The sequence below is a fragment of the Mesorhizobium sp. L103C119B0 genome (assembly GCF_000502235.1).
GTDB lineage: Bacteria > Pseudomonadota > Alphaproteobacteria > Rhizobiales > Rhizobiaceae > Mesorhizobium.
The window spans coordinates 21,324-44,491 of sequence record NZ_AYXE01000016.1; the positions used below are offsets into that span (position 1 = coordinate 21,324).

Consider the following 23,168-nt stretch of genomic DNA (forward strand, 5'->3'; position numbering starts at 1 on the left):
GATGGCACGTGCAGTCACCACCCAACACAAGGTCATTGCGACAGGCGCCGCCTGGATCGTCGCGCTGCTGATCTTCTTCCCGATCCTCTACACGATCATCACCTCGTTCAAGTCGGAGCAGGAGGCCATCCAGGGCTTCGCGCTGATCCCGTCGGGGACGTTCGAGAGCTATACCGAGGTCCAGGCGCAGAGCGGCTACTTCAAGTTCTTCTTCAACTCGGTGCTGCTCTCGGTCGGCTCGACCATCCTGGCCCTGATAGTCGCGGTTCCGGCCGCCTGGTCGATGGCCTTCTCGCCGGGCAAGTGGACCAAGGACATCCTGATGTGGATGCTCTCGACCAAGATGATGCCGGCGGTTGCCGTGCTGTTCCCGATCTACCTCATCTTCCGCGATGCCGGACTGCTCGACAGCCGCATCGGCCTGATGATCATGCTGATGCTGATCAACCTGCCGATCGTGATCTGGATGCTCTACACCTACTTCCGCGAAATCCCCGGCGAGATCCTGGAAGCGGCACGCATGGACGGCGCCACCCTGTGGGGCGAGATCGTCTATGTGCTGACCCCCATGGCCGTGCCGGGCATCGCCTCGACCATGCTGCTCAACATCATCCTGGCGTGGAACGAAGCGTTCTGGACCATCCGCCTGACCACCACCGAGGCGGCGCCGCTGACGGCCTTCATCAGTTCGTTCTCAAGCCCGCAAGGCCTGTTCTGGGCCAAGCTTTCGGCGGCCTCGACGCTGGCCATCGCCCCCATCCTGATCATGGGCTGGTTCAGCCAGAAGCAGTTGGTGCGCGGCCTGACATTCGGCGCGGTAAAATAACGGACGTTGCCTGAAGCAATCCGGCCAAATAACCCCTCGGGGAGGAAACCATGGGAAACATCACGCTCAAGAACGTCTCCAAGCATTTCGGATCGACGGTCATCATTCCAGGCCTCGACCTCGTCATCGAGAATGGCGAGTTCGTCGTCTTCGTCGGGCCGTCGGGTTGCGGCAAGTCCACGTTGCTGCGCCTCATCGCCGGGCTCGAGGACACCAGCGGGGGCACCATCAACATCGATGGCCGTGACGTCACCGGCGAGGCGCCGGCCAAGCGCAAGCTGGCCATGGTATTCCAGTCCTATGCGCTCTATCCGCATATGACGGTGGCCAAGAACATCGGCTTCCCGCTGAAGATGGCGGGCGAGGATGTGGCGACGATCGACAAGAAGGTGAAGGACGCAGCCCGGGTCCTCAACCTCACCAACTATCTCGAACGCCGGCCCGGCCAGCTCTCCGGCGGCCAGCGGCAACGCGTCGCCATCGGCCGCGCCATCGTGCGCCAGCCCTCGGCATTCCTGTTCGACGAGCCGCTGTCCAACCTCGATGCCGCACTGCGCGGCACCATGCGTCTGGAAATCAGCGAGCTGCACCACCAGCTCAAGACGACGATGGTCTACGTCACCCACGACCAGATCGAGGCCATGACCATGGCCGACAAGATCGTCGTGCTCAACGCCGGCAACATCGAACAGGTCGGCTCGCCGATGGAACTCTACAAGTCGCCGAAGAACCTGTTTGTCGCCGGCTTCATCGGTTCGCCGAAGATGAATCTGATCGAAGGCGCGCCGGCGGCCAAATACAACGCCAAGACCATCGGCATCCGTCCCGAGCACATGGGGATATCGACCACGGCGGGCGACTGGAAAGCCCTTGTCGGCGTCGCCGAGCATCTTGGATCCGACACCTTCCTGCATGTCCAGGCTGACGGCGTCGGTCCGCTGACCGTGCGCGCCGATGGCGAAATGCCCGTCCGTCACGGCGACACCATTTACCTCACCCCCGACAAGGTCCGGATGCATCGCTTCGGCCCCGACGGAAAGGCGCTGACGCAGTGAGGCTGAAAGGCAAATCGGCGCTGGTCACCGGATCAGCACGCGGCATCGGCAAGGCCTTCGCCGAAGCTTATGTGCGTGAGGGTGCGACCGTCGCCATTGCCGATATCAATCTGGCGGCTGCCGAAAAGACAGCCTCCGAGATCGGCGCCAACGCCTATCCGGTCAGGCTCGACGTCAGCGACCTCGCTTCGATCGAGGCGGCGGTGAAGGCGGTCGAAACAAAGACCGGTGGCCTCGACATCCTGATCAACAATGCTGCCTTGTTCGACCTGGCGCCGATCGTCGAGATCACCAAAGCGAGCTACGACAAATTGTTCTCCGTCAACGTCGCCGGCACTTTGTTCATGCTGCAGGCAGCGGCACGTTCGATGATCGCAAGGGGCAAGGGCGGCAGGATCATCAACATCGCCAGCCAGGCCGGACGGCGCGGCGAGCCGCTGGTCGCCGTCTATTGCGCCACCAAGGCCGCGGTGATTTCGCTGACCCAGTCCGCCGGGCTCGACCTGATCAAGCACCGCATCAACGTCAATGGCATCGCGCCCGGCGTCGTCGACAGCGATATGTGGGATGAGGTCGATGCGCTGTTTGCCAAATATGAGAACCGGCCGAAGGGCGAGAAGAAGCGGCTGGTCGGCGAGGGCGTGCCCTATGGCCGCATGGGCAAGCCGGAGGACCTGACCGGCATGGCGGTGTTCCTGGCCAGCGACGACGCCGAATACATCGTCGCCCAGACCTACAATGTCGATGGCGGCCAATGGATGAGTTGATGGGCCGGGATCACGAAGGCCGCAGCCCGGCCAAAAGGGTAGAAAAATGACCGTGAAACTCTCCTCCTCGATCCTCTCGGAACTCCCCGCCAAGGTCGCCGGTCCCAGATATGATCGCTCCAGGCTCAAACCCGGTATCGTCCATTTCGGCGTCGGCAATTTCCATCGCTCGCATCAGGCGGTCTACCTCGACGATCTCTTCAATGCAGGCATCGGCCATGACTGGGCGCTGGTCGGCGCCGGAGTCTTCGAGGGCGAAAAAATCGGCCGTTCCAAGCTGCAGGAGCAGGACTGGCTGACCACCGTGGTCGAGCAGGATTCCGACCATATGAGCGCCCGCGTCACCGGCGTCATGATCGACTTCCTGACGCCCGGCGATGCCGATGCCATCATCGACCAGCTCGCCGATCCGGCGATCAAGATCGTCTCGCTGACCATCACGGAAGGCGGTTATTTCATCGATCCGGCCTCCGGCAAGTTCAACCCGACCCACCCCGACATCGTCGCCGACGCACAGGCAGGCACGACGCCGAAGACGGTGTTCGGCCTCATCCTTGCGGGCCTGATGCGCCGCCGGGCCGACGGCATCGTGCCGTTCACCGTCATGTCCTGCGACAACATCCCTCACAATGGCCATGTCACCTCGGATGGCGTCATCGGCCTCGCCCGGCTGATCGATGAGGATCTGGCAAACTGGGTCAGCGACAATGTCGCCTTTCCCAACGGCATGGTCGACCGCATCACCCCCGCCACCTCCGACCGCGAGCGCGGTATTCTCGCCACCGAGTTCGGCCTCGAGGACAACTGGCCGGTGTTCTGCGAGCCGTTCAAGCAATGGGTGCTGGAAGACCGTTTCACCGACGGCCGCCCGCCGCTGGAAAAGGTCGGTGTGCAATTCGTGAGGGATGTCGCGCCCTATGAACTGATGAAGATCCGCATCCTCAATGGCGGTCATGCCACGATCGCTTATCCCGCAGGGTTGATGGACATCCATTTCGTCCATGAGGCGATGCAGGAGCCGCTGGTGCGCGGCTTCCTCGCCAAGCTCGAGCATGACGAGATCATCCCGACCGTGCCGCCGGTGCCGGACACCGTGCTGGAGGATTATTACCAGCTCATCGAGCACCGCTTTTCCAACCCCAAGATCGGCGACACCATCCGCCGGCTTTGCCTCGACGGTTCCAACCGGCAGCCGAAATTCATCATCCCGACCATCGCCGACCGGCTGAAAGCCGGGAAGAGCGTCGCGGGTCTGGCGCTCGAGTCGGCGCTGTGGTGCCGCTATTGCTTCGGCACCACCGACAGCGGCGCGGTCATCGAGGCCAACGACCCGAGCTGGGGCCGGCTGCAGGCAAGCGCCAAGGCGGCGAAGGACAAGCCCGGCGCCTGGCTTGCGATGGAGGATATCTATGGCGGGGTCGGCCGCTCGGCGCCGTTCGCCGAGGCCTTTGCCCATGCGCTCAACGTCTTGTGGGCGAATGGCACGCGCGCGACGCTGACGCGCTACATCTCCGGCAAGCTCTGACGCCAGCCGCAATGACGCCCGAACTGGTCATCTTCGACTGTGACGGCGTGCTGGTCGACAGCGAGGCGCTGTCGGTTTCGGCTCTGCTCGGCATGATCTCTGCCGCCGGGGGCTCGGTCAGCGAAGATACCGCCTACGAGCATTTCTTAGGCAAGAGCATGAAGAGCGTGCGCGAGATACTTCTTCGCGATTTCACCATCGACATCACCGACGTGCATCTGACCGACATGCGCGTCGAACTGATGCGCAAATTCCGCGAGGAGCTGAAGCCGATTCCCGGCATCAGCGACATCCTGCCGAGGCTGGGCATTCCCTGCTGCGTCGCCTCTTCCGGCACGCTCGACCGCATTCGCTATGCGCTCGACGTTACCGGCCTGCTCGGCCTGCTCGAGCCCCATCTGTTCAGCGCCGCCATGGTCCCGCGCGGCAAGCCGGCGCCGGATCTTTTTCTCCATGCCGCCGCCGCAATGGGCGCGCATCCCGGTAATTGCATCGTAATCGAGGACAGCCCTGCCGGCATCGCGGCGGCGCGTGCGGCCGGCATGCGCGTCTTTGCTTTCACCGGCGGTTCGCACGCCGGCAACCCGGCCTTGAAAGCGCGGCTTGCGTCGAGTGAACCGGACTTTATATTCGCGGACATGCTGCAATTGCCCGATCTGATTGCAGGCTAGAGCATGATGCCAAAAAGTGTGAAGCGGTTTTCGGACGACATCATGCTCTACTTCTTTGATTTAGAGACGGATTCAGATTTCAGGTCGAACAGACCTGAAATCATCCGGCTCTAGGGAGCGAGAGTAAAAGCATCTTGACGAAAAGCTTCGTTTGCGCGGTCGATGTCGGCACCGGGAGCGCCCGCGCGGGCATTCTCGATACGTCAGGCACCTTGCTCGGCCGCGCCGAGCATCCGATCGTCATGAACCAGCCGAAGGCCGATCACGCCGAGCACAATTCGCAGGATATCTGGTCGGCGGTCTGCATCGCGGTGCGTGCCGCGCGCGAAAAGGCCGGTGTGTCAGCCGACGATATTGTCGGCATGTCGTTCGACGCCACCTGCTCGCTGGTGGTGCTGGACAGGAATGCCGGCCAGCTCAGCGTCTCGGTGACGGGCGAACGGCGCTGGGACACCATCGTCTGGCTCGACCATCGCGCCATCGCCGAGGCAGATGAATGCACCGATAGCGGCCACGCCGTACTCGACTATATCGGTGGCGTCATGTCGCCGGAAATGGCGACGCCGAAGCTGATGTGGCTGAAGCGCAATCTGCCGGGAACTTGGCATGAAGCCGGCTACCTGTTCGACCTCACCGATTTCCTGACCTGGAAGGCGACCGGGTCGCTGGCGCGCTCGCAATGCACGCTGACCGCCAAATGGACCTATCTGGCGCATGAGGAAACCGGCTGGCGCCGTGACTTCTTCGACAGGGTCGGGCTTGGCGATCTGTTCGAACACGGCAGCCTGCCGGAGAAGGCAAGTGCTGTCGGCGAAGACATCGGCACGCTCACCCCTGAAGCGGCGGCGGAGTTGGGCTTGAGCGAAAACTGTCGGGTCGGCGCCGGCGTCATCGATGCCTATGCCGGCGCGCTTGGCGTGCTCGGCGGCTTTGCTGGCGACGAGCAGAATATCGGCCGCCATCTGGCATTGATCGCCGGCACCTCGTCCTGCGTCATGGCGATGTCGCCCGACCCGCAGCCTTTCGCCGGCGTCTGGGGTCCATACTATGGCGCCGCACTGCCAAAGCTCTGGCTGTCGGAAGGCGGCCAGTCGGCTACCGGGGCTTTGCTCGACCACATCATCCGCTGGCATGGCGCCGGCGGCGAGCCGGATGCGGCCATGCATGCCAAGATCGCCAGGCGCGTCGCTGAACTGCGCAGCACCGAAGGCGACAAGCTGGCGGCGAGGCTGCATGTGCTGCCGGATTTTCACGGCAACCGCTCGCCGCTTGCCGACCCGCATGCCGTCGGCGTGGTCAGCGGGCTGACGCTGGATTCCTCCTTCGACAGCCTGTGCAAGCTCTATTGGCGCACGGCCGTCGGCATCGCGCTCGGCGTGCGCCATGTGCTGGAGGCGCTGAACGAGAACGGCTATCTCATCGACACGCTGCACGTCACCGGCGGCCACACCAAGAACCCGTTGCTGATGGAGCTTTATGCCGACGCGACCGGCTGCGCGGTGATCGAGCCGCTGGCCGACGAAGCCGTTCTGCTCGGCACCGGCATGGTCGCCGCCACCGCGGCCGGTCTGTTCCCGGACCTGAATGCCGCTTGCGTCGCCATGCAGCAAGGCGGCAGGGCGCGCACCTCGAACCCGGCCGCTTCAGGCCGCTTCGACCGCGACTACAAGATTTTCCTCGAAATGCACCGCCAGCGGCAGGAGCTCGACGCCATCAGCTAGAGGAATTCCAGGAAAAGTGTGAAACGGTTTTCCGTCCGGAATTGCGTACCAAATCTAGGCCTCCTCTCGCCGGCGCAAGGATGCGCCGGTCGCCGCGTCGAACAGATGCACGCTCTCCTCCTCGAACGTATAGCGCACAGGCGCGCGCAACGCCGGGCATTCGCGGGCCGATATCAACGCGCCGACCTCCTTGCCGCCGCAGGCGAACGTCACCAGCGCGTCATTGCCATGGAACTCGATGAGGTCGGCGGTGCCTTGCAGAAGATTGATGCTCTGAGCGCCGGCGGTCTTCAGGTCCGGCGGTCGGATTCCAAGCACGGCGCGCTGGACGCCGCGCAGATCGAAGCCCGAGCCTTCTATGGAGAAGGTCGAGCCGCCGCCTGTCAGCGTCCAGCGTTCGTCCTTCCGCCCGACGGCCACGTCGATGAAATTCATGTTCGGCGTACCGATGAAGGCGGCGACGAACAGATTGCCCGGCTGGCGATAGATCTCCGCAGGCGAGCCGATCTGTTCGATAACGCCATCCCTGAGCAGCACGATCCGGTCGGCCAGCGTCATCGCTTCCAACTGATCGTGGGTGACATAGACGGTGGTGGTCTTCAGCGACTGATGCAGCCGGGCGATCTCGACCCGCATGTGGTTGCGCAGCTTGGCATCGAGATTGGACAGCGGCTCGTCGAACAGGAACACTTTCGGCGTCTTGATCATGGCGCGCGCAATCGCCACGCGCTGCTGCTGGCCGCCGGAAAGTTCGGTCGGCTTGCGGGCGAGGTAAGGTTCGAGGCCGAGCGTCTTTGCCACCGCCTCGACCCGCTTCCGGATCTCGGCCGGGGGCACTTTCTGTCGCTTGAGCCCAAAGGCGATGTTGTCGAAGATCGTCATATGCGGGTAGAGCGCATAGTTCTGGAAAACCATGGCAATGCCGCGCTCGCCGGGCTCGAGATCGTTGACCACTTTGCCGCCGATCGACACTTCCCCGCCGCTGATATCTTCCAGTCCGGCCAGCATCCTGAGCAAGGTCGACTTGCCGCAGCCGGACGGGCCGAGGAATACGACGAATTCGTGCTCCTCGATCGAGAGATTGAGGTCGCGGATGACGGTGGTGGCGCCGTAAGCCTTGTCGACATGGGAGCAAACGATCGCGGACATGGTCAGCCCTTCTCGCCGGTAAGAAGGATTTGCAGCTTGACGTCTTGCGGCTTGCCTTGCGCCGCCCGCTCGAAGGCCTCGATGCTGTCCGAGAAATCATAAGTGCCGGTGATCAGCGGCTTGAGGTCGACCTTCCCCGAGGCGATCAGCTGCAGCGCGCGGTCGAAGATGTTGGCGTAACGGAACACCGTCTCGATGCGCACTTCCTTGGAGATCGCCGCCGGAACGTTGAGGCTGACCGGTTCGACCGGCAGTCCGACCAGCACCACCGCGCCGCCCGGCCGCACGACATCGAACAGGTCGGCGAATGCCTTCGGGCTGCCGCTCGCCTCGAACACGATATCCGCGCCCCAATTGTCGGTCGCGGCGGAGACTGCGTCGACCAGCGATTGCTCACCTATATTGACCGGCACGATGCCGGGATATTGCGCGGCAATCTTGAGCTTGGGTGCGGAAAAATCGGAGATCAGCACCTTCGAGCAGCCGCCGGCCAGCGCCGCCAGCGCGATCATGATGCCGATCGGGCCGCAGCCGACGACCACGGCGACGTCGCCAGGCACGATGCGGGCGCGGCTCGCCGCCTGCATGCCGATGGCAAAGGGTTCGACCATCGCGCCTTCGGCGAAGGTGACATTGTCCGGCAGTCTGTAGGTGAAGGCGGCCGGGTGCACGGCATAGGGCGCCAGCACGCCATGCACAGGCGGCGTCGCCCAGAAGGAGACGTCAGGGTCGACATTGTAGATGCCGAGCCTGGTCGCGCGCGACGACAGGTTCGGCACGCCCGGCTCCATGCAGACGCGGTCGCCGACCTTCAGCGTGCCGACATTGGCGCCGATCTCGACGATCGTTCCCGCGGCTTCGTGGCCGAGCACCATCGGGGCCCGCACGACATAGCTGCCGATCGCGCCATGGGTGTAATAGTGCACGTCGCTGCCGCAGACGCCGACCGTGTGGATGGCGATCTTGACATCGCCCGGTCCGACGTCGAGCGGCAGCGCGATCTCGCGCAGCGACAGTTCGCCTTTTTTCTCAAGCACCAGTGCCCGCATAGGTAAGTCCTCGCATCAAGTCTTTTTTGCCGGAAAACGGAATTCAGGAAGCCGCTGAGCACGCCGAGGAACAGCAGCGGCGGTAGCGACAACAGCACGACCGAGGCGTTGAGGATTCCCCACGGCACGTTCATGCCTTGCTGTGAAAGTTCGGAAGCGACGATCGGCAATGTCTTGGCGTTGGAACTGGACAGCATCAGCGCGATCAGGAATTCGTTCCACACCAGCACGAAGCTGAAGGCGACGGCGCCGATCAGCGAGCGCGCCGCTACCGGCAGCGCAATGCGCCAGAACACCGAGTAAGCGCCGTAGCCGTCGACGAAAGCGGCTTCCTCGATTTCCTTCGGCACGGCCTGGAAGGCGGGAATGGCGAGCCACATGATCACCGAGATGGTGAGCAGCGAATAGGTGACGATCAGCGCCGGCAAGGTGTCGTAGAGCCCGATCTGCAGCCAGATCACCATCAGCGGAATGGCGACTGCCACCGGGGGCAGGAAGCGCAGCGACAACACGAAGAACTGGATGTCGCCAGCGAAGCGATTGGGATAGCGCGCCACCGCATAGGCTGCCGGAAGGCCGAGCATGACGCCGATCAGCACGGCGACGCCGCAGGAAATGACCGAGTTATAGAGACCGGTCATGACGCTGTCGCGGCCGATGATGTAGCTGATATTGTCGAAGGTCGGGGTAAACACCAGGCGCGGCACGCGGGTGATGATGTCGACATTGTTCTTCAGCGAATTGACCGCCGTCCAGGCGAGCGGAAACACCGCCATGAAGCCGGCGAAGGCCAGGATGATCTTGCCGATGAGGCGGCCCGGTCTCATGCGATACGGCCTCATGCCTGCACCCGCTTCCACAGCATGGTGAAGGTGATGACAGTCGCGATCATCATCAGCACCGCCATGGCCGAGGCATAGGACACCTTGCCGGATTCGATGAAGCCTTGCGAGAAGGCGTACATGTCGAGCGTCTCGGTCGCCACGCCCGGCCCGCCGCGCGTCATCACATAAATCAGGTCGAAGGAGCGCAGCGATTCGATCATCTTGACGAACATCAGGCTGATCAGCGGCGCCTTCAGCATAGGCAAGGTCACATAGGCATGGATCTGCCAGCGTTTGGCGTGGTCGAGCCGCGCCGCTTCGATCGGCTGCGGCGGCAAGGTCTCCAGAAGCTTCAGCACGATGACCGCGAAGAACAGTCCCCACTGCCAGACATCGACCGAGGCGACGGCAAACAGGGCCGTCGACGGCTTCGACAGCGGGTCGAAGATCAGCCCGCCGGTGATCAGCCTGTAGGGATAGGTGGCGATGCCGTAGAGCGGATGATAGGCAAACTTCCACACGAAGGCCGCCGAGACACGCGGCAACAGCACCGGGATGATGAACAGCAGGCAGTAGATGTTGCGCAGCCGCGGCGACGCTACTTCGAACATCAGCACGCCGAGCCCGATCGCCACCATCATCGTCGCCACCACGGTGACGATTTCCCACTTCACCGAAACCCAGACCGCGTTGAGGAAACGCCGGTCGGCGAACAGGTCGATGAAGTTCGACAGCCAGACCCAGGAATAGTCCGACGAGCTCAGCTCGCGGTTCTGCAGCGCAATGACGATGGCGTACAGCGTCGGCACCATCGACAGCACCAGAAGAATGGCGAGCGTCGGAACCAGAAACGTCACGGGCAGGGAAGAGCGTCGGCGCATTGCCTATCCTCGGGCTGTGCCTTTTTGGGGAGAACCCGCGGCGCACAGGTCCCGGCATCCGGTCGAATGCCGTGGACCGCGCGCCGCGGGCGGGAGGATTACTTCTTCTTCACCAGCTCGTTGGCGTAGGCCTCGAGTTCGTCGAGGCCGCCCTTGACGTCGGTGCGCGTGCCGGTGACCAGCTCTTCCAGGATGATGCCCCAGCGGTCGCCGAGATCCGGCCAGCGCGGATCCTGCCAGAAGTTCACCGCCGTCACCTTGCCGGTATCGGCAAGCGCCTGGCCGAGATCGGCGCCATAGATGTCGGCGAACTCCTTGCTGGACAGCACGCTGGTGCGGTTGAGCTCGCCGAACTGGTGCGCGTCGAGCCGGCGCTTCTCGTTCTCCTTCGACGTCGCCCAGGCGATGAACAGGCCGGCGCATTGCTTCGCGGCGTCATCGGCATTGGCCTTGGCGGCGATGGCGAGGCCGTGGCCGTAGCCGCCGCCGGTCAGTGGCGAGGGCGGCGGCAGGAAGCCGATCTTGCCGACCACTTGCGAGGTCTTCGGGTCGACCGCCATGCCCGACAGCGGCGTCGATTCGACCAAGATGGCAACCTGGCCCGACAGGAAGGCGCCGGTCGATTCATCCCAGCTGCCGGTCTGCGTGCCGGGCGCTGAATCCTTGAACAGTTTAAGATAGGTCTCGGTCGCTTTGACCGCGGCCTCGGAGTTGAAAGCCGGCTTGTCACCGTCGAACCATTTTCCGCCATAGGCCTTGAAGAACGGCATCCAGCGCCAGACATTGGCGCCCGAGCCACGCGCGCCGCGCAGCGCGATGCCGTACATGCCCTTGTCGGGATCGGTCAGCTTCGGCACGTCGGCGATCAACTCGTCCAGCGTCTTCGGCGGCTGGATGCCGGCGGCTTCCAGAATGTCCTTGCGGTAGACCATCAGGTCGCCGCCGCCGGTCAGCGGCGCGAACCACACCTTGCCGTCATAGGTGGCGACCTTCTGCCGGCCCGGGTCGAAATCGGCGTAGTCGTAGTCAGCCGGGTAATAGTCGGTGAGCGGCACGATCCATTTCGACGAGGCGAACAGCGCGACATTGGCTTCGTCGACATAGTAGACGTTGTAGTTGCCGACCGTGGACGCATCGGCGCGCGACTTTGCCCGGCGGTCGTTCTCGTTGAGATAGTCGATCTGGAAGCTGGCGCCGGCCAGTTTCTGGAACTCGTCCTTGGACGCTTCCAGCAGCGTCAGCCCGTCACGCGGTTGCGCCAGCACCTTAACCGGCGCCGAGCAGACCGGCGCCGCCAGCGCCATGGTCGAGAGGGTCGTGGTAAGCATGAAAGCTGCGCTTATGCTCGCAGCGAGCCGAATTGGTTTCATTGATTTTCTCCTCCAGGAACAGTCGCAGGAAGCGGAAGTCTTCGGTTGCGCGATCCTCGCCATCGCCCGAGCGACAAGCCACCCATCGCCAAAATGAGGAGTTGCTAAAGGCCGCGCTAGAAGCCCCGTTGCAGCAGACCTGTACTTTTATGCATTGTGCGCTGCAAAATCCGGCCCGCCTGCACAGCCTCTGTCACATGAGTACCGATGGAGTGAGGAAGGCCGGTTTTCAGGCGCGCATCGTCATCCGCTGCTTCGACAGCTTGCGGTAGGATGACGGCGTCATCCGGTGCTTGCGCAGGAAGGCGCGGTTGAAGTTGGAGATGTTCATGTAGCCGACCTGGAAGCAGACGTCGGTGATCGGAATATCGGTGTCCGCCAGCAGCTTGCAGGCTTGCCAGAGCCGGAGCTTGGCGATGTGGTCGCTGAAACTGTTGCCGGTGTTTTTCTGGAAGAAGCGCGAAAACGTGCTTTCGCTCATCCCCGCCAGCTCCGCCGCCTCCGGCAGCTTCAGGTCCTCGGCGAAGTGCTGGAAGAGATAGGTCAGCGTGCGCTGGATGATGTCCAGCGAGGTTGCGTCGAGCGCGGGTGAGAAATCCGGCGAGGACAAAAGCTCGTATTCGTCTGTCCTGGCCAGCAGATCGGCCAGTTCGAGGAAGAGGCAAAACCGGGCGAGCCCGTGCACGGTGCCCATCCGTTCCATCAGCGCAGCGCCGTCGAGCGCGGCGCGGCCATGGAAGACGATGCCGCGCAGCGATCGCTCCAGGAACGGTTCTAGTTCGCGCAGCTCCGGCAGCAGTCCCGCCGAGCCGCGCAGCCGCTGCGGATCGAATTGCAGCACGATGTCGCGTCCTTCGATCAGCTCGCCGGGTTGCACCGATGTCACCCAGTCATGCGGCAGCCCGCCGCCGACGATGCTCAGGTAGCCCGGCCCGAATTCGCCGATGTGATCGCCGACCAGCGCGACCCCGGAAGACTTCCTCAGGAGATGGATCTCGTATTCCGGATGAAAATTCCAGACATTGCGCTCCCAGGGATAGTCGTCGAGCCGCCACAGGAAACTGTCGCTCGCCTCGGTGACGATGTGCTCGAAAGCCGGCACCGTGCGAGGGATCGCGGCCGTGTTCTTTCTGCGCCTGAATGCCATCGTCTGCTCTCGGGGCGTATGAGGAAGCGACTGGTTTCGGGTAATCCGTAGCAGTCTGTCGCCCGCAAGTGAACGATGTCTGCCTCAGCGATTTCAACGCCGGCTCTCGATGATCTCGATGAAGCGGGCGAACAGCCCGGCCTGGGATTTGATGCCGAGTTTGCGGTGGATGTTGCGGCGGTGAACCTTCACCGTTCCCGGCACGATGCGCATGGCTCTTGCGACCGACTCGGTGGAATGCCCCTGCAGCACCAGATCGACGACATGCTTTTCGCGCGGGGTCAGCGACAGGCTTTCCCAAATGTGTGCGCGGTCGAACTCGTTGACTGCGGCGATCGTCTCGCCCTGCTCCGCTTCGTCCTGCTCCTCGGCCGAAAGTGCGGGCCAGCGCAACCGGGCGAAGTTGATGACCGCCGGCGCCATGTCGCGCAGCAGCCTGGCATCGGCGGTGCCGAAGGGACCCGAGGCGTGCAATCGCATCAGCGACAGCACCAGCGCATCTTTGCCGGGCAGCGGCACGAAGAAGCCGACCTCCTCGGCCAGCCTTGTCTGGCTATAGTAGGTGCGAAAATACTCGCTGGCATAGAAGCGGTCGGGCGCCAGTTCGCGCATGCGCCAGAACCCCTCCTTGCGCTCCACCGCCGCGTGATGAAATGGGTCGAGCAGATAAGGTCCTTCCTGATAGAGCGTGACGAAGACATGGCTCTCGGCCGGCGAGAAGGTTTCGAACAGCAGCGGCGGTCGCGAGGCGCCGCGGTAACCGAAGATCACGCAGTGGTCGAAGCCGACATGCTGGCTCAACCAGCCGACCATTGCCTTGCCGAACAGGTCGCCGCTCGTCTCCCGTGTCGCCGCGACAAGGGCTGCGAGCCGGCTGTATTCGTCGCTGCGGGACGCACTCAATCTATACCCCCTTAAACGAGAAAATAGATCAGATATACCACCAGCGAGGTATATACTAGACGCCATTGGCTCTGGTAGCGTCCTGGAATAGCCCTGTTGCTGGAGCCAGCACTTTGACCGCAGTGCCCGACATCGAGTTTCGCGGCGTCACCAAGCGCTATGGCGCTGTGACCGCAGTCAGCGGCATCGATCTGGCTGTGCCGCCCTCCGCCTTTGTCGCCCTTCTCGGACCGTCCGGCTGCGGCAAGACCACATGCCTGCGCATGATCGGCGGCTTCGAGCAGCCGAGCGAAGGCCAGGTGTTTATCCGTGGCCGGGACATGGCCGGAACGCCGCCCTATCGTCGGCCGGTCAACATGGTGTTCCAGCAATACGCGCTGTTTCCGCATCTCGATGTCGAAGCCAATGTGTCCTACGGGTTGCGCCAGGCACGGCCGCGCCTGTCGTCGCAGGAAATCGGCCGGCGCGCCGGCGAGGCGCTCGAAATGGTGCGGCTCGCCGGCTATGGCCGCCGCAAGATCCACGAACTCTCCGGCGGCCAGCAGCAGCGCGTCGCGCTGGCGCGCGCACTGGTCAACAAGCCGGCTGTGCTTTTGCTCGACGAGCCGCTGGCAGCGCTCGACAAAAAGCTGCGCACCGACATGCAGATCGAGCTGCAGAACCTGCAGCGCGAGATCGGCATCACCTTCGTGCTGGTCACCCACGACCAGGAGGAGGCGCTGTCGATGAGCGACTTCGCCTGCGTCATGAACGGCGGCCGCATCGTACAGCTCGGGCAACCAAGCGAGATCTATGACGAGCCGGCCGACCTGTTCGTCGCCGACTTCGTCGGCAAGACCAATCTGTTGAGCGGCAAGGTTGCCGGGCATACAGGCGATCTTGTCAATGTGGCGCTGGCGGACGGAACCGTCATTGCCGCGCGCAAACGAACCGCCTTGCAGCAGGGCGAGACCGTTTCTGTTAGCCTGCGTCCTGAATCGCTAAGCCTCGGCGCCACCAAAGGCAGCCCTTTCAAGGGCATCGTGCGCAACCGGATCTTCTTGGGCTCGACGGCGGAATACGCCATCGAGGTGCAGGGCATCGGAACGCTGCTGGCCAAGGCCGACCATGTGATCGGCCATGGCAACCTCTTCAAGCCGGGTGAACCCGTCGCCATCGGCTTTGCCTCCGGGACGCCGCTGGCGTTTCCGGAGACCAAGAACAACGGGACCAACCAGAGGGTAGCAAAAAATGTCGAAATCATATCGTGACGGACTGCCGATTAGCCCTGAGAACTTCGTCGACCAGCTGATGCGCCTGAAGCGCGGCTCGATCGGCCGCCGCGACTTCCTCGGCCTCACCGGCCTTGGCATCGCAACCGCGGTGATGGCGCGCGAGCTCGGCATCATGCCGACACCGGCCTTCGCTGCCGAAAACCTTGGCGACCGCATGTCGATCGCCACCTGGCCGAACTACCACGACCCGCAGACCTTCGAGAATTTCAAGAAGGACACCGGCGTCGCCATCGAGGTCAACGTCTTCGGCTCCAATGAGGAGATGCTTGCCAAGCTGCAGGCCGGCGCCTCGGGCTGGAGCCTGTTCGTGCCGACCAACTACACGATCTCGACCTACAAGAAACTCGGCATCATCGATCCGCTCGACATGGCCAAGCTGCCGAATTTCGACAGCTCCCAGGAGGACCCGCGCTTCACCTCGGAAGGCACGATCGACGGCACGACCTACGCGGTGCCGAAGAACTGGGGCACCACGGGCTTTGCCGTCAACACCAAGAAGCTGGCCAAGCCGATGACCAGCTGGAAGGAATTCTGGGACGTCGCCATGGCCGAGGGCGATGGCCGCACCATGGTGCACGACTACCAGCTGACCACCATCGGCAACGCGCTGAAATATTACGGCTATTCCTTCAACTCGCTGAAGCAGGACGAGCTCGCCAAGGCCGAGGAGCTGCTGCTCAAGGTCAAGCCGCATCTGTTCGCGGTCTCGTCCGACTACCAGCCGGGAATGCGGGCGGGCGACGCCTGGATGACCATGTGCTGGACGAATGACGGCGCGCAGTTGCATCGCGATATTCCAGAGATCGCCTATGTCTTGGGCAAGGAGGGCGGCGAAATCTGGACCGATTTCTACGCCATCCCGAAGGACGCGCCGAACAAGCCGGCCGGCTATGCCTTGCTCAATTATCTGATGACCCCGGAGGTTGCTGTGAAGGAGCATCTCGCCAATGGCGCGCCCTCGACCGACGCGCGGGTCAACAAACTGCTGCCCAAGGAAGTGCTCGACAATCCGATCCTTTACCCGGCGGCCGACCTGTTGACACCGCTGGAGTTTGGTGCGGCGGCGACGCTGACCGACCCCGGCCGCGCCGAACTGATGGCGCGTTTCAAGTCGGCTTGAGGCTGGCCTGACGCAAACGGAAAACCGGCGGGCCTATGTCCGCCGGCATCGGGGCGGTTTCCATGCACGGCAACAGATTTCGGTATAACATCCTGACAGCGCTGCTGCTCGCTCCGGCTACAGCGTGGCTGGTGGTGTTTTTGGTGTTGCCGTTCATCGCCATTGCCGTGTTCAGCGTCGGCGAGCGGGCGCCGGAGGGCGGCTATCAGGCCGCCTTCACGCTGGCGCAATACGCCAATCTCCCGGCAAGGGCGACCGCCTTCTGGAACACGATGATGCTGGCGCCGGTGGGCGCGCTTGCCTGCCTGCTCGTCGCCTACCCGGTTGCCTACTATCTCGCCCTGAAGGCGCCGCAACGCTGGCGACTGATCCTGCTTGCGCTCGTCGTCATTCCCTTTTGGACCAGCCTTTTGATGCGCACCTATGCCTGGATGTACATTCTGGGCGGACGCGGCATTCCCGCACTGCTGGCCTTTGTCGGCATCGAGGATGTCAGGTTGATCAACACGCCGGGCGCCGTGCTGCTCGGTATCGTCTATGGCTATTTGCCCCTCATGATCCTGCCGATCTATGTCAGTCTCGAGCGGCTCGACCGAAGGCTGCTGGAAGCCTCCGCCGATCTCGGCGCGACCCCGCTCTCAACCTTTCTGGGAGTGACGCTGAAGCTGTCGCTGCCGGGCGTGATGACCGGCTTCTCGCTGGTCATGATCCTGCTGCTCGGAGAATACCTGATCCCGACGCTGCTTGGCGGCGGCAAGGTGTTCTTCATCGGCAATGCGCTGGTCGACCTGTTCCTGCAGTCGCGCAACTGGCCGTTCGGATCGGCCATCGCCATCACGCTGGTGGCGGTTTCGGTGGTGGTGCTGATCGCGGCAAACCGCATTTCGACACGGGTGTCGGGCGCCCGCAGGGTGGATCTGATCTGATGCGCGCCTTCGTCACAGCCGTCTTCGCCTTCCTCTATCTGCCGATTGCGTTGGTCGTGCTGTTTTCCTTCAACGCCGGCCGCCATGCCAGCGAGTTCACCGGCTTTTCGGTGCAGTGGTACGGCACGGCGCTGTCGAACCCGTTCCTGGTCGAGGCATTGAAGAACAGCTTGTTCATCGCCACCACCAGCGCGCTTCTGGCGGCGGTGTGCGGCACGGCAGCCGCACTCGGCCTGGCGCGGGTCGGGCTCAGAACCCGCGCCGTCTTCGACGCGCTGATGGGTGCCGCGATCGTCGTTCCCGGCGTCGTCATCGGCATCTCGACGCTCGTCGCGCTGGTCCAGTTGTTTGGCGTGCTCAACCCGTTCCTCGCCTCGATCTGGCCAAACGACCAGCCGCCGCGCCTGTCGCTCGGCTATGGATCGATCATCGCCGCCCACGGCCTGTTTTCGATGGCGTTGGTGACGATAATCGTCGGCACGCGTCTCGCCAGCCTCGACCGCAACCTGGTCGAGGCCTCGAGCGATCTCTACGCCACGCCGCTGACGACGTTTCGCTCGATCGTGCTGCCGCAGATCATGCCGGCGGTGATCGCCGGCTTCCTGCTCGCCTTCACCTTCTCCTTCGACGATTTCATCGTCGCCTTCTTCGTCGCCGGCGCGCAGACGACGCTGCCGATCTATGTCTTCGCCTCGATCCGGCGCGGCGTGACGCCGGAAATCAACGCCATCGCCACCATCGTGCTCGTCGCCTCGGTTCTTCTGGTGGTGCTTGCCCAATGGCAGCTGCGCCAGCGCCAGCCGTCAAACTGAACAAGCCATCCAGCTGAAAGACAAATTCATGATCCTTAGAGACCGCATCGCCGTGGTGACGGGCGCCGGTTCCGGCATCGGCCGCGCCGGCGCCATGATCATGGCCAGGGAAGGCGCTGTGGTGGTCATCGCCGACCGGGATAAGACCAGCGGCGAGACGACAGCGGCGGACATCCGGGCAGTGGGCGGGCAGGCCGAGGCGATTGTCACCGACGTCTCTGACGACGCGGCGGTCGGGCAGCTCATCACCGGCACGCTCGGCAAGTATGGCCGCATCGACATCCTGCACAATCACGCCGGCATCCAGGTCGGCGGCACGCTGACCGAGGTCGAGGTCGATGGCATGGATGCGTCTTGGCGCATCAATGTACGGGCGCAGTTCCTGGCCGCGCGGCTGGCCATGCCGGCGATGGTCGCGCAAGGCGGCGGCGTCATCCTCAACACGGCCTCGAACTCCGGCGTGTTCTACGACCGCGAGATGATCGCCTACGCGACGTCGAAACATGCGGTGGTGGCGATGACCAGGCAGATGTCGCTCGACTATGCCCGGCACAATGTGCGCGTCAACGCGCTCTGCCCGGGCTGGGTCGACACGCCTTTCAACGAGCCGTTCATCGCCCAGATGGGCGGGCGCGAGGCGATCGAGACCTATGTCCGCACCAGGATCCCGATGGGGCGCTGGGCGAGCGCCGAAGAGATCGCCGAAGCGATCCTGTTCCTCGTCTCCGACCGCTCATCCTTCATGACCGGCCAGGCGCTGGTGATCGACGGCGGCGAAAGCATCGGTTGATCCAAGGGCAGCCGGATAGGAGGGTTCCCGCCTCTGGCTCAATCGCCGGCTGCCCGTCCTCCCTTGCCTTCATGCCGCATTTCGTCCAATAGAACGACGCAAACGCTGCGAAACCGAAGGTTTTGCCGTTTGGAAGTGCGGCTTCCGGCCTCGTTGCCGACGCGCCGCAATCGGAAAGAGCAGGACAATGTCTGCGATCGAAGCCGGCGCTCGTGCGCCGGAAAATCTTTGGCGTCAGGAAATCAGGGCGACGCTGGCGCTGGCCTGGCCGATGGTGCTGACCAATCTCGGCCAGACCGCGATGACCGCCACCGACGTCATGATGATGGGGCGTCTGGGCGCGGACACGCTGGCCAGCGGCGCGCTTGGCGCCAATCTCTATTTCATGCCGCTGATCTTCGGCCTCGGCCTGATGCTGGCGACCTCGCCGATGATCGCCACCGAGCTTGGCCGCCGCCGCTATTCGGTGCGCGATCTGCGTCGCACCGTGCGCCAGGGCCTGTGGCTGGCGATCCTGATCTCGATCCCGATCTGGATCGTGCTGTGGCATGGCGAGGCCATTCTGCTGGCCATGGGCCAGGAGCCGGCATTGGCGCATCAGGCCGGCATCTATCTGCGCTGGCTGGAATGGGCGGTGCTGCCTTTCTACGGCTATATCGTGCTGCGCTCGTTCATCTCGGCACTGGAGCGGCCGGGCTGGGCGCTGATCATCGTCTTCGTCGCCGTCGCCTGCAACGCCTTCTTCAACTGGGTGTTCATGTTTGGCAATCTCGGCGTCACCTCAATGGGCATTGCCGGTTCGGGGCTGGCGACCACGCTGTCGAGCACGCTGATGTTCTGCGGCCTGGCAGCCGTGGTGATGCTGGAGAAGAAATTCCGCCGCTACCGCCTGTTCGGCCGCTTCTGGCGCTCCGACTGGCCGCGTTTCAAGGGTCTGCTGCGGCTCGGCATGCCGATCGCCGGCATCCTCGCCTTCGAGGTGACGATCTTCAACGCGGCAGCCCTGCTGATGGGCCTGATCGATGCGGATTCGCTTGCCGCGCACGCTATCGCCATCCAGATCGCCTCGATCTCCTTCATGGCGCCGCTCGGCCTCAACCAGGCCGTCACCGTGCGCGTCGGGCTGGCCCATGGCGCCGGCAATTCGGCAGGCGTTTCGCGCGCCGGCTGGACCGCCTTCGTCATCGGCGTCTCGTCCATGGCGCTGATGGCGCTGGTGATGGTGCTGTGGCCGCATCTGTTGATCAGCGCCTTCATCGACATGACCGATCCGGCCAATGCCAGGGTGATCGCGCTGGCCGTGTCGTTCCTGGCCTTTGCCGCACTGTTCCAGATCTTCGACGGCGCGCAGGCCGTTGCCGCCGGCATGCTGCGCGGCCTGCACGACACCAAGGTGCCGATGATCTATGCCGCCATCGGCTATTGGGGCATCGGCCTGCCGCTCGGCGTGCTGCTCGCCTTCCATTTCGGCCTGCACGGCGTCGGCATCTGGATCGGCCTTGCGTCGGGTCTGGCCGTGGTGGCGGTGCTGCTCCTGGCTCGCTGGCTGCGGCGGGATCGGATAGCGCCGCCGCTCGTCTTCAGCCATTAAAAGCAAAACGGCCGCCGGGTTCGGCGGCCGTTCTCGTTTGGCGTGGCTCGCTCAGCTCCCGTCCGACGACATCGCGCCGAGCAGCCTGCGTATATCGCCAAATCGCGCGATCGAGCCGAACACCAGTGCCGCCACCGCGACGAAGAACACCGACACCGAAGCCATGGTCGGCGTGTAGCCGTAGCGCAGCGCGTTGAAGATCTTGATCGGCAGCGTCTCGGTGGTGAAGCCGATCGTCATGTAGGCGACGATGTATTCGTTGAGCGACAAGACGAAGGCGAAGGCGTAGCCCGAGACGAGGTAGGGCAGGATCAGCGGCAGCACCACGGTCTTCAGCACCGTGCGATCATCGGCGCCCATGGTCGCCGCAGCCTCGACCAATGAGCGGTCGATCGAGGCAAAGCCGAGCGACAGGGTCACCAGCGGCAGCGTCACGAAGAAGATGGCGTGGCTGATGATGGCGGTGAAGAACTGGCCGAACAGCCCGACCGTCGCCCAGAAGGAGAGGAAGCCGAGCGCGGTGATGACCGGCGGCAGGATGAAGGGGGCAAGCCCCAGCACCTGGAAAATGTTCGCCCATGGCGCGATGCGCCGCCACAGGAACCAGGCCAGCGGCAGCGCCACCGCCACGGCAATCGCGGCCGAACAGACGGCCAGCGTCACAGAATGGATCAGCGCCAGACGCCATTCCGGATCGGTGAAGATCTGGGCGTACCAGGCGAGCGAGAAGCCGACCGGCGGGAAGCTGAGCTCCTGCCGCGAATTCACCGACACGCCGGCGACGACGATCAGCGGCGCCGCCAGGAACAGCGCGACGATGGTGAAATAGACACGGCGCAGCAAGGTCGCGGTCACAGGGCGTTCTCCCTTCGTCCGACGAGCAGCGTCAGTCCGACCAGCGCCAGCGAGATCAGCACCAGGAACACCGCCATTGCGGCCGCGAACGGCATGTTGGACTGGTAGATCGCCTGGTCGGTGATCAGCACCGACAGCGTCCAGTGCTGCGGCCGTCCCAGAATCTGCGGCAAAAGATAGGAGCCGAGGGCGAACACGAAGACCATGATCAGCGTCGCCACAATGGTGTTGCGCAATGCCGGCGCGACGACGTTGAAGAAGGCGCGGATCGGCGAGGCGCCGAGCGTGCGCGCTGCCTCGAGCAATGTCGGGTCGAGGCGCACGAGGGCGGGGTACAGCACCAGGATCGTATAGGGCAGCGCCTGGTAGACCATGCCGGTCAGCACCGCGCCAAAGGTCGGCAGCAGCGCCACCGGCTTGTCCATCAGCCCGATCGCCACGAACAGATTGGTGATGCCGGCGGTGCGCGAAAACAGCGTCGACCAGGCAAAGCCGATAATGACTTCCGACAGCGACAGCACCGACAGGAGGCCGACCAGCCACAGCGTCTGCACGCGGCGCGGCCGACGGGTCAAAAGGTAGGTGAAGGGGAAGGCGATGGCCACGCAGCAGACGGCGACCAGCACCGCCAGCAGCAGCGAAAAGCCGAGCACGCCGCCGAAGAACACCGACAGGAAGCGGGCGTAATTGTCGAACACGAAATCCGGCGTGTAGAAACCGGACGGGTTGCGCTTGAAGAAGCTCACCGCGATCATCGTCGAGAACGGCACGACGAAGAAGACGATCAGCATCAGCGCCGGAAAGAACAGCGGCGTGTAGTCGGCTATCGACTTCGGCGCCTCGCGTCTCATGCGCCGAGCACCACGCAGCTTGCCGGCGGCAGTGTGACGCCGACCTTGGCGCCGACCGGCACGTCATGCCGCTCGCGCGGCGTCGTCACCGCAATGATGCTGGTGCCGCCGACGTCGACGAAGGTCTCGATGGTGCCGCCGAGATCGCGCACGAAACTCACCTCGCCGGTGATGGCCGAGCCGCCGGGGCTGCCGAGATGCACATCCTCGGGGCGGACCGATACAGACGCTTTAGTCTGACCCGCCGGCATGGCAAGACCTGGAATGGCTGTGCCCAGAATGGTGGTGCGCCCGGTGCTGTCGATCTCGGCCGGCAGCAGATTGGTGATGCCGATGAAGTCCGCGACGAAGGCGTCGGCCGGCTTGCGGTAGATCTCGATTGGCGGCGCCGCCTGCAGGATCCTGCCGTGGCCCATGACGACGACCAGGTCGGCCATGGTCATGGCTTCGCGCTGGTCGTGGGTGACGACGATGGTGGTGATGCCCAACCGCTGCTGCAACTGGCGCAGTTCTACCTGCATGGCCTCGCGCAGTTTGGCGTCGAGCGCCGACAGCGGCTCGTCGAGCAGGAACAGTTTCGGCGACAGCGCCAAGGCCCGCGCAATTGCCACGCGCTGGCGCTGACCGCCCGATAGTTTGGCCACCGGACGGTCGGCAAAGCCGGTCAGATGGATGAGGCCCAGCAACTCGTCGACGCGTTTCTTCTGCTCCTCCTTCGAGGCGCCGCGAATGCGCAGCGCATAGGCGATGTTGTCGCCGACGGAGAGATGCGGAAACAGCGCCAGCGACTGGAACACCATGCCGAGATTGCGCTTGTGCGTCGGCAAAGGCGTGATGTCCTCGCCGTCGAGCACGATGGCGCCGCTGGTCGGCTCCTCCAGTCCGGCAATCATGCGCAGCAGCGTGGTCTTGCCGCAGCCCGACGGGCCGAGCAGACACACGAACGTGCCATGCGGCACGTTGAGCTGGACATTGTCGACGGCGGCGAAGTTGCCGAATTTTTTGGTGACGGCGTTGATGTCTAGTCCGGACATGCTCATCCCTTGGAGGGTTTGCTAAGG

General features: G+C 63.7%; 21 protein-coding genes and 1 pseudogene. 12 read left to right on the top strand and 10 right to left on the bottom strand.

The window, feature by feature from the left end:
• Position 1 precedes the first annotated feature (1 nt).
• The 6 genes from X728_RS143310 to X728_RS143285 all read left to right on the top strand — a co-directional run bounded on the left by X728_RS143310 (position 2) and on the right by X728_RS143285 (position 6,565).
• A complete protein-coding gene (locus X728_RS143310; protein WP_023671250.1) occupies positions 2-826 on the top strand; it encodes a carbohydrate ABC transporter permease in 825 nt (274 codons plus the stop codon).
• A 50-nt stretch (positions 827-876) separates the two neighbouring features.
• Positions 877-1,881 carry an ABC transporter ATP-binding protein gene (locus X728_RS143305; protein WP_023671251.1) on the top strand — a complete coding sequence of 335 codons (1,005 nt, stop codon included), beginning with the start codon at positions 877-879 and terminating at the stop codon, positions 1,879-1,881.
• On the top strand, positions 1,878-2,648 hold the full coding sequence (locus X728_RS143300; RefSeq protein ID WP_023832541.1) for an L-iditol 2-dehydrogenase: 771 nt from the start codon (positions 1,878-1,880) through the stop codon (positions 2,646-2,648). The genes X728_RS143305 and X728_RS143300 overlap by 4 nt, the downstream gene beginning before the upstream one ends.
• A gap of 46 nt (positions 2,649-2,694) precedes the next feature.
• The gene (locus X728_RS143295) at positions 2,695-4,173 is read left to right on the top strand and encodes a mannitol dehydrogenase family protein (RefSeq protein WP_023832542.1); all 1,479 of its coding nucleotides are present in this window, start codon (positions 2,695-2,697) and stop codon (positions 4,171-4,173) included.
• Positions 4,174-4,184: 11 nt separating this feature from the next.
• On the top strand, positions 4,185-4,844 hold the full coding sequence (locus tag X728_RS143290) for an HAD family hydrolase (protein ID WP_023671254.1): 660 nt from the start codon (positions 4,185-4,187) through the stop codon (positions 4,842-4,844).
• Positions 4,845-4,978: 134 nt separating this feature from the next.
• Entirely contained in the window at positions 4,979-6,565 is a 1,587-nt protein-coding gene (locus X728_RS143285; RefSeq protein WP_023832543.1) for an FGGY-family carbohydrate kinase, read from the top strand.
• Positions 6,566-6,619: 54 nt separating this feature from the next.
• Here the strand turns inward: X728_RS143285 and ugpC are convergent, their stop codons facing one another.
• The 7 genes and pseudogenes from ugpC to X728_RS143255 form a co-directional block, all read right to left on the bottom strand.
• Positions 6,620-7,714: a sn-glycerol-3-phosphate ABC transporter ATP-binding protein UgpC gene (ugpC, locus tag X728_RS143280; RefSeq protein WP_023832544.1), complete on the bottom strand. Its 1,095-nt coding sequence runs from the start codon at positions 7,712-7,714 to the stop codon at positions 6,620-6,622.
• A gap of 2 nt (positions 7,715-7,716) precedes the next feature.
• Positions 7,717-8,763, bottom strand: a complete 1,047-nt coding sequence (locus X728_RS143275) for an NAD(P)-dependent alcohol dehydrogenase (protein WP_023683584.1) — start codon at positions 8,761-8,763, stop codon at positions 7,717-7,719.
• A 20-nt stretch (positions 8,764-8,783) separates the two neighbouring features.
• Positions 8,784-9,590 (bottom strand): annotated as a pseudogene (locus X728_RS0135945) (carbohydrate ABC transporter permease); the annotation flags it as partial.
• An 11-nt stretch (positions 9,591-9,601) separates the two neighbouring features.
• A complete protein-coding gene (locus tag X728_RS143270; protein ID WP_023683583.1) occupies positions 9,602-10,468 on the bottom strand; it encodes a sugar ABC transporter permease in 867 nt (288 codons plus the stop codon).
• A gap of 98 nt (positions 10,469-10,566) precedes the next feature.
• Positions 10,567-11,838: a sugar ABC transporter substrate-binding protein gene (locus tag X728_RS143265; protein WP_023693095.1), complete on the bottom strand. Its 1,272-nt coding sequence runs from the start codon at positions 11,836-11,838 to the stop codon at positions 10,567-10,569.
• 229 nt (positions 11,839-12,067) lie between these two features.
• Positions 12,068-12,985 (bottom strand): AraC family transcriptional regulator, encoded by a 918-nt coding sequence (locus X728_RS143260; protein WP_023832546.1) that lies wholly within the window; start codon positions 12,983-12,985, stop codon positions 12,068-12,070.
• Between the two features lie 93 nt (positions 12,986-13,078).
• On the bottom strand, positions 13,079-13,888 hold the full coding sequence (locus tag X728_RS143255) for a LuxR C-terminal-related transcriptional regulator (protein ID WP_023689177.1): 810 nt from the start codon (positions 13,886-13,888) through the stop codon (positions 13,079-13,081).
• A gap of 113 nt (positions 13,889-14,001) precedes the next feature.
• Between X728_RS143255 and X728_RS143250 the strand changes: the two genes are divergently transcribed.
• The 6 genes from X728_RS143250 to X728_RS143225 all read left to right on the top strand — a co-directional run bounded on the left by X728_RS143250 (position 14,002) and on the right by X728_RS143225 (position 20,401).
• Positions 14,002-15,138 carry an ABC transporter ATP-binding protein gene (locus X728_RS143250; RefSeq protein WP_023832547.1) on the top strand — a complete coding sequence of 379 codons (1,137 nt, stop codon included), beginning with the start codon at positions 14,002-14,004 and terminating at the stop codon, positions 15,136-15,138.
• Complete coding sequence (locus tag X728_RS143245; RefSeq protein ID WP_023832548.1) at positions 15,119-16,282, top strand: spermidine/putrescine ABC transporter substrate-binding protein; 1,164 nt, start codon at positions 15,119-15,121, stop codon at positions 16,280-16,282. The genes X728_RS143250 and X728_RS143245 overlap by 20 nt, the downstream gene beginning before the upstream one ends.
• Positions 16,283-16,344: 62 nt before the next feature.
• Entirely contained in the window at positions 16,345-17,208 is an 864-nt protein-coding gene (locus tag X728_RS143240; RefSeq protein WP_023832549.1) for an ABC transporter permease, read from the top strand.
• A complete protein-coding gene (locus X728_RS143235) occupies positions 17,208-18,020 on the top strand; it encodes an ABC transporter permease (protein WP_023683576.1) in 813 nt (270 codons plus the stop codon). Before X728_RS143240 ends, X728_RS143235 begins: the two co-directional genes overlap by 1 nt.
• Positions 18,021-18,048: 28 nt before the next feature.
• A complete protein-coding gene (locus X728_RS143230; protein WP_023832550.1) occupies positions 18,049-18,810 on the top strand; it encodes a glucose 1-dehydrogenase in 762 nt (253 codons plus the stop codon).
• Between the two features lie 187 nt (positions 18,811-18,997).
• Positions 18,998-20,401: an MATE family efflux transporter gene (locus tag X728_RS143225; protein ID WP_023832551.1), complete on the top strand. Its 1,404-nt coding sequence runs from the start codon at positions 18,998-19,000 to the stop codon at positions 20,399-20,401.
• A gap of 51 nt (positions 20,402-20,452) precedes the next feature.
• Here the strand turns inward: X728_RS143225 and X728_RS143220 are convergent, their stop codons facing one another.
• Genes X728_RS143220 through X728_RS143210 form a run of 3 tightly spaced genes read right to left on the bottom strand, consistent with a single transcriptional unit; the run spans position 20,453 to position 23,141 of the window.
• A complete protein-coding gene (locus X728_RS143220) occupies positions 20,453-21,256 on the bottom strand; it encodes an ABC transporter permease (RefSeq protein ID WP_023671272.1) in 804 nt (267 codons plus the stop codon).
• Positions 21,253-22,107 carry an ABC transporter permease gene (locus X728_RS143215; RefSeq protein WP_023703699.1) on the bottom strand — a complete coding sequence of 285 codons (855 nt, stop codon included), beginning with the start codon at positions 22,105-22,107 and terminating at the stop codon, positions 21,253-21,255. The genes X728_RS143220 and X728_RS143215 overlap by 4 nt, the downstream gene beginning before the upstream one ends.
• A complete protein-coding gene (locus X728_RS143210) occupies positions 22,104-23,141 on the bottom strand; it encodes an ABC transporter ATP-binding protein (RefSeq protein WP_023671274.1) in 1,038 nt (345 codons plus the stop codon). Before X728_RS143210 ends, X728_RS143215 begins: the two co-directional genes overlap by 4 nt.
• Positions 23,142-23,168 lie beyond the last annotated feature (27 nt).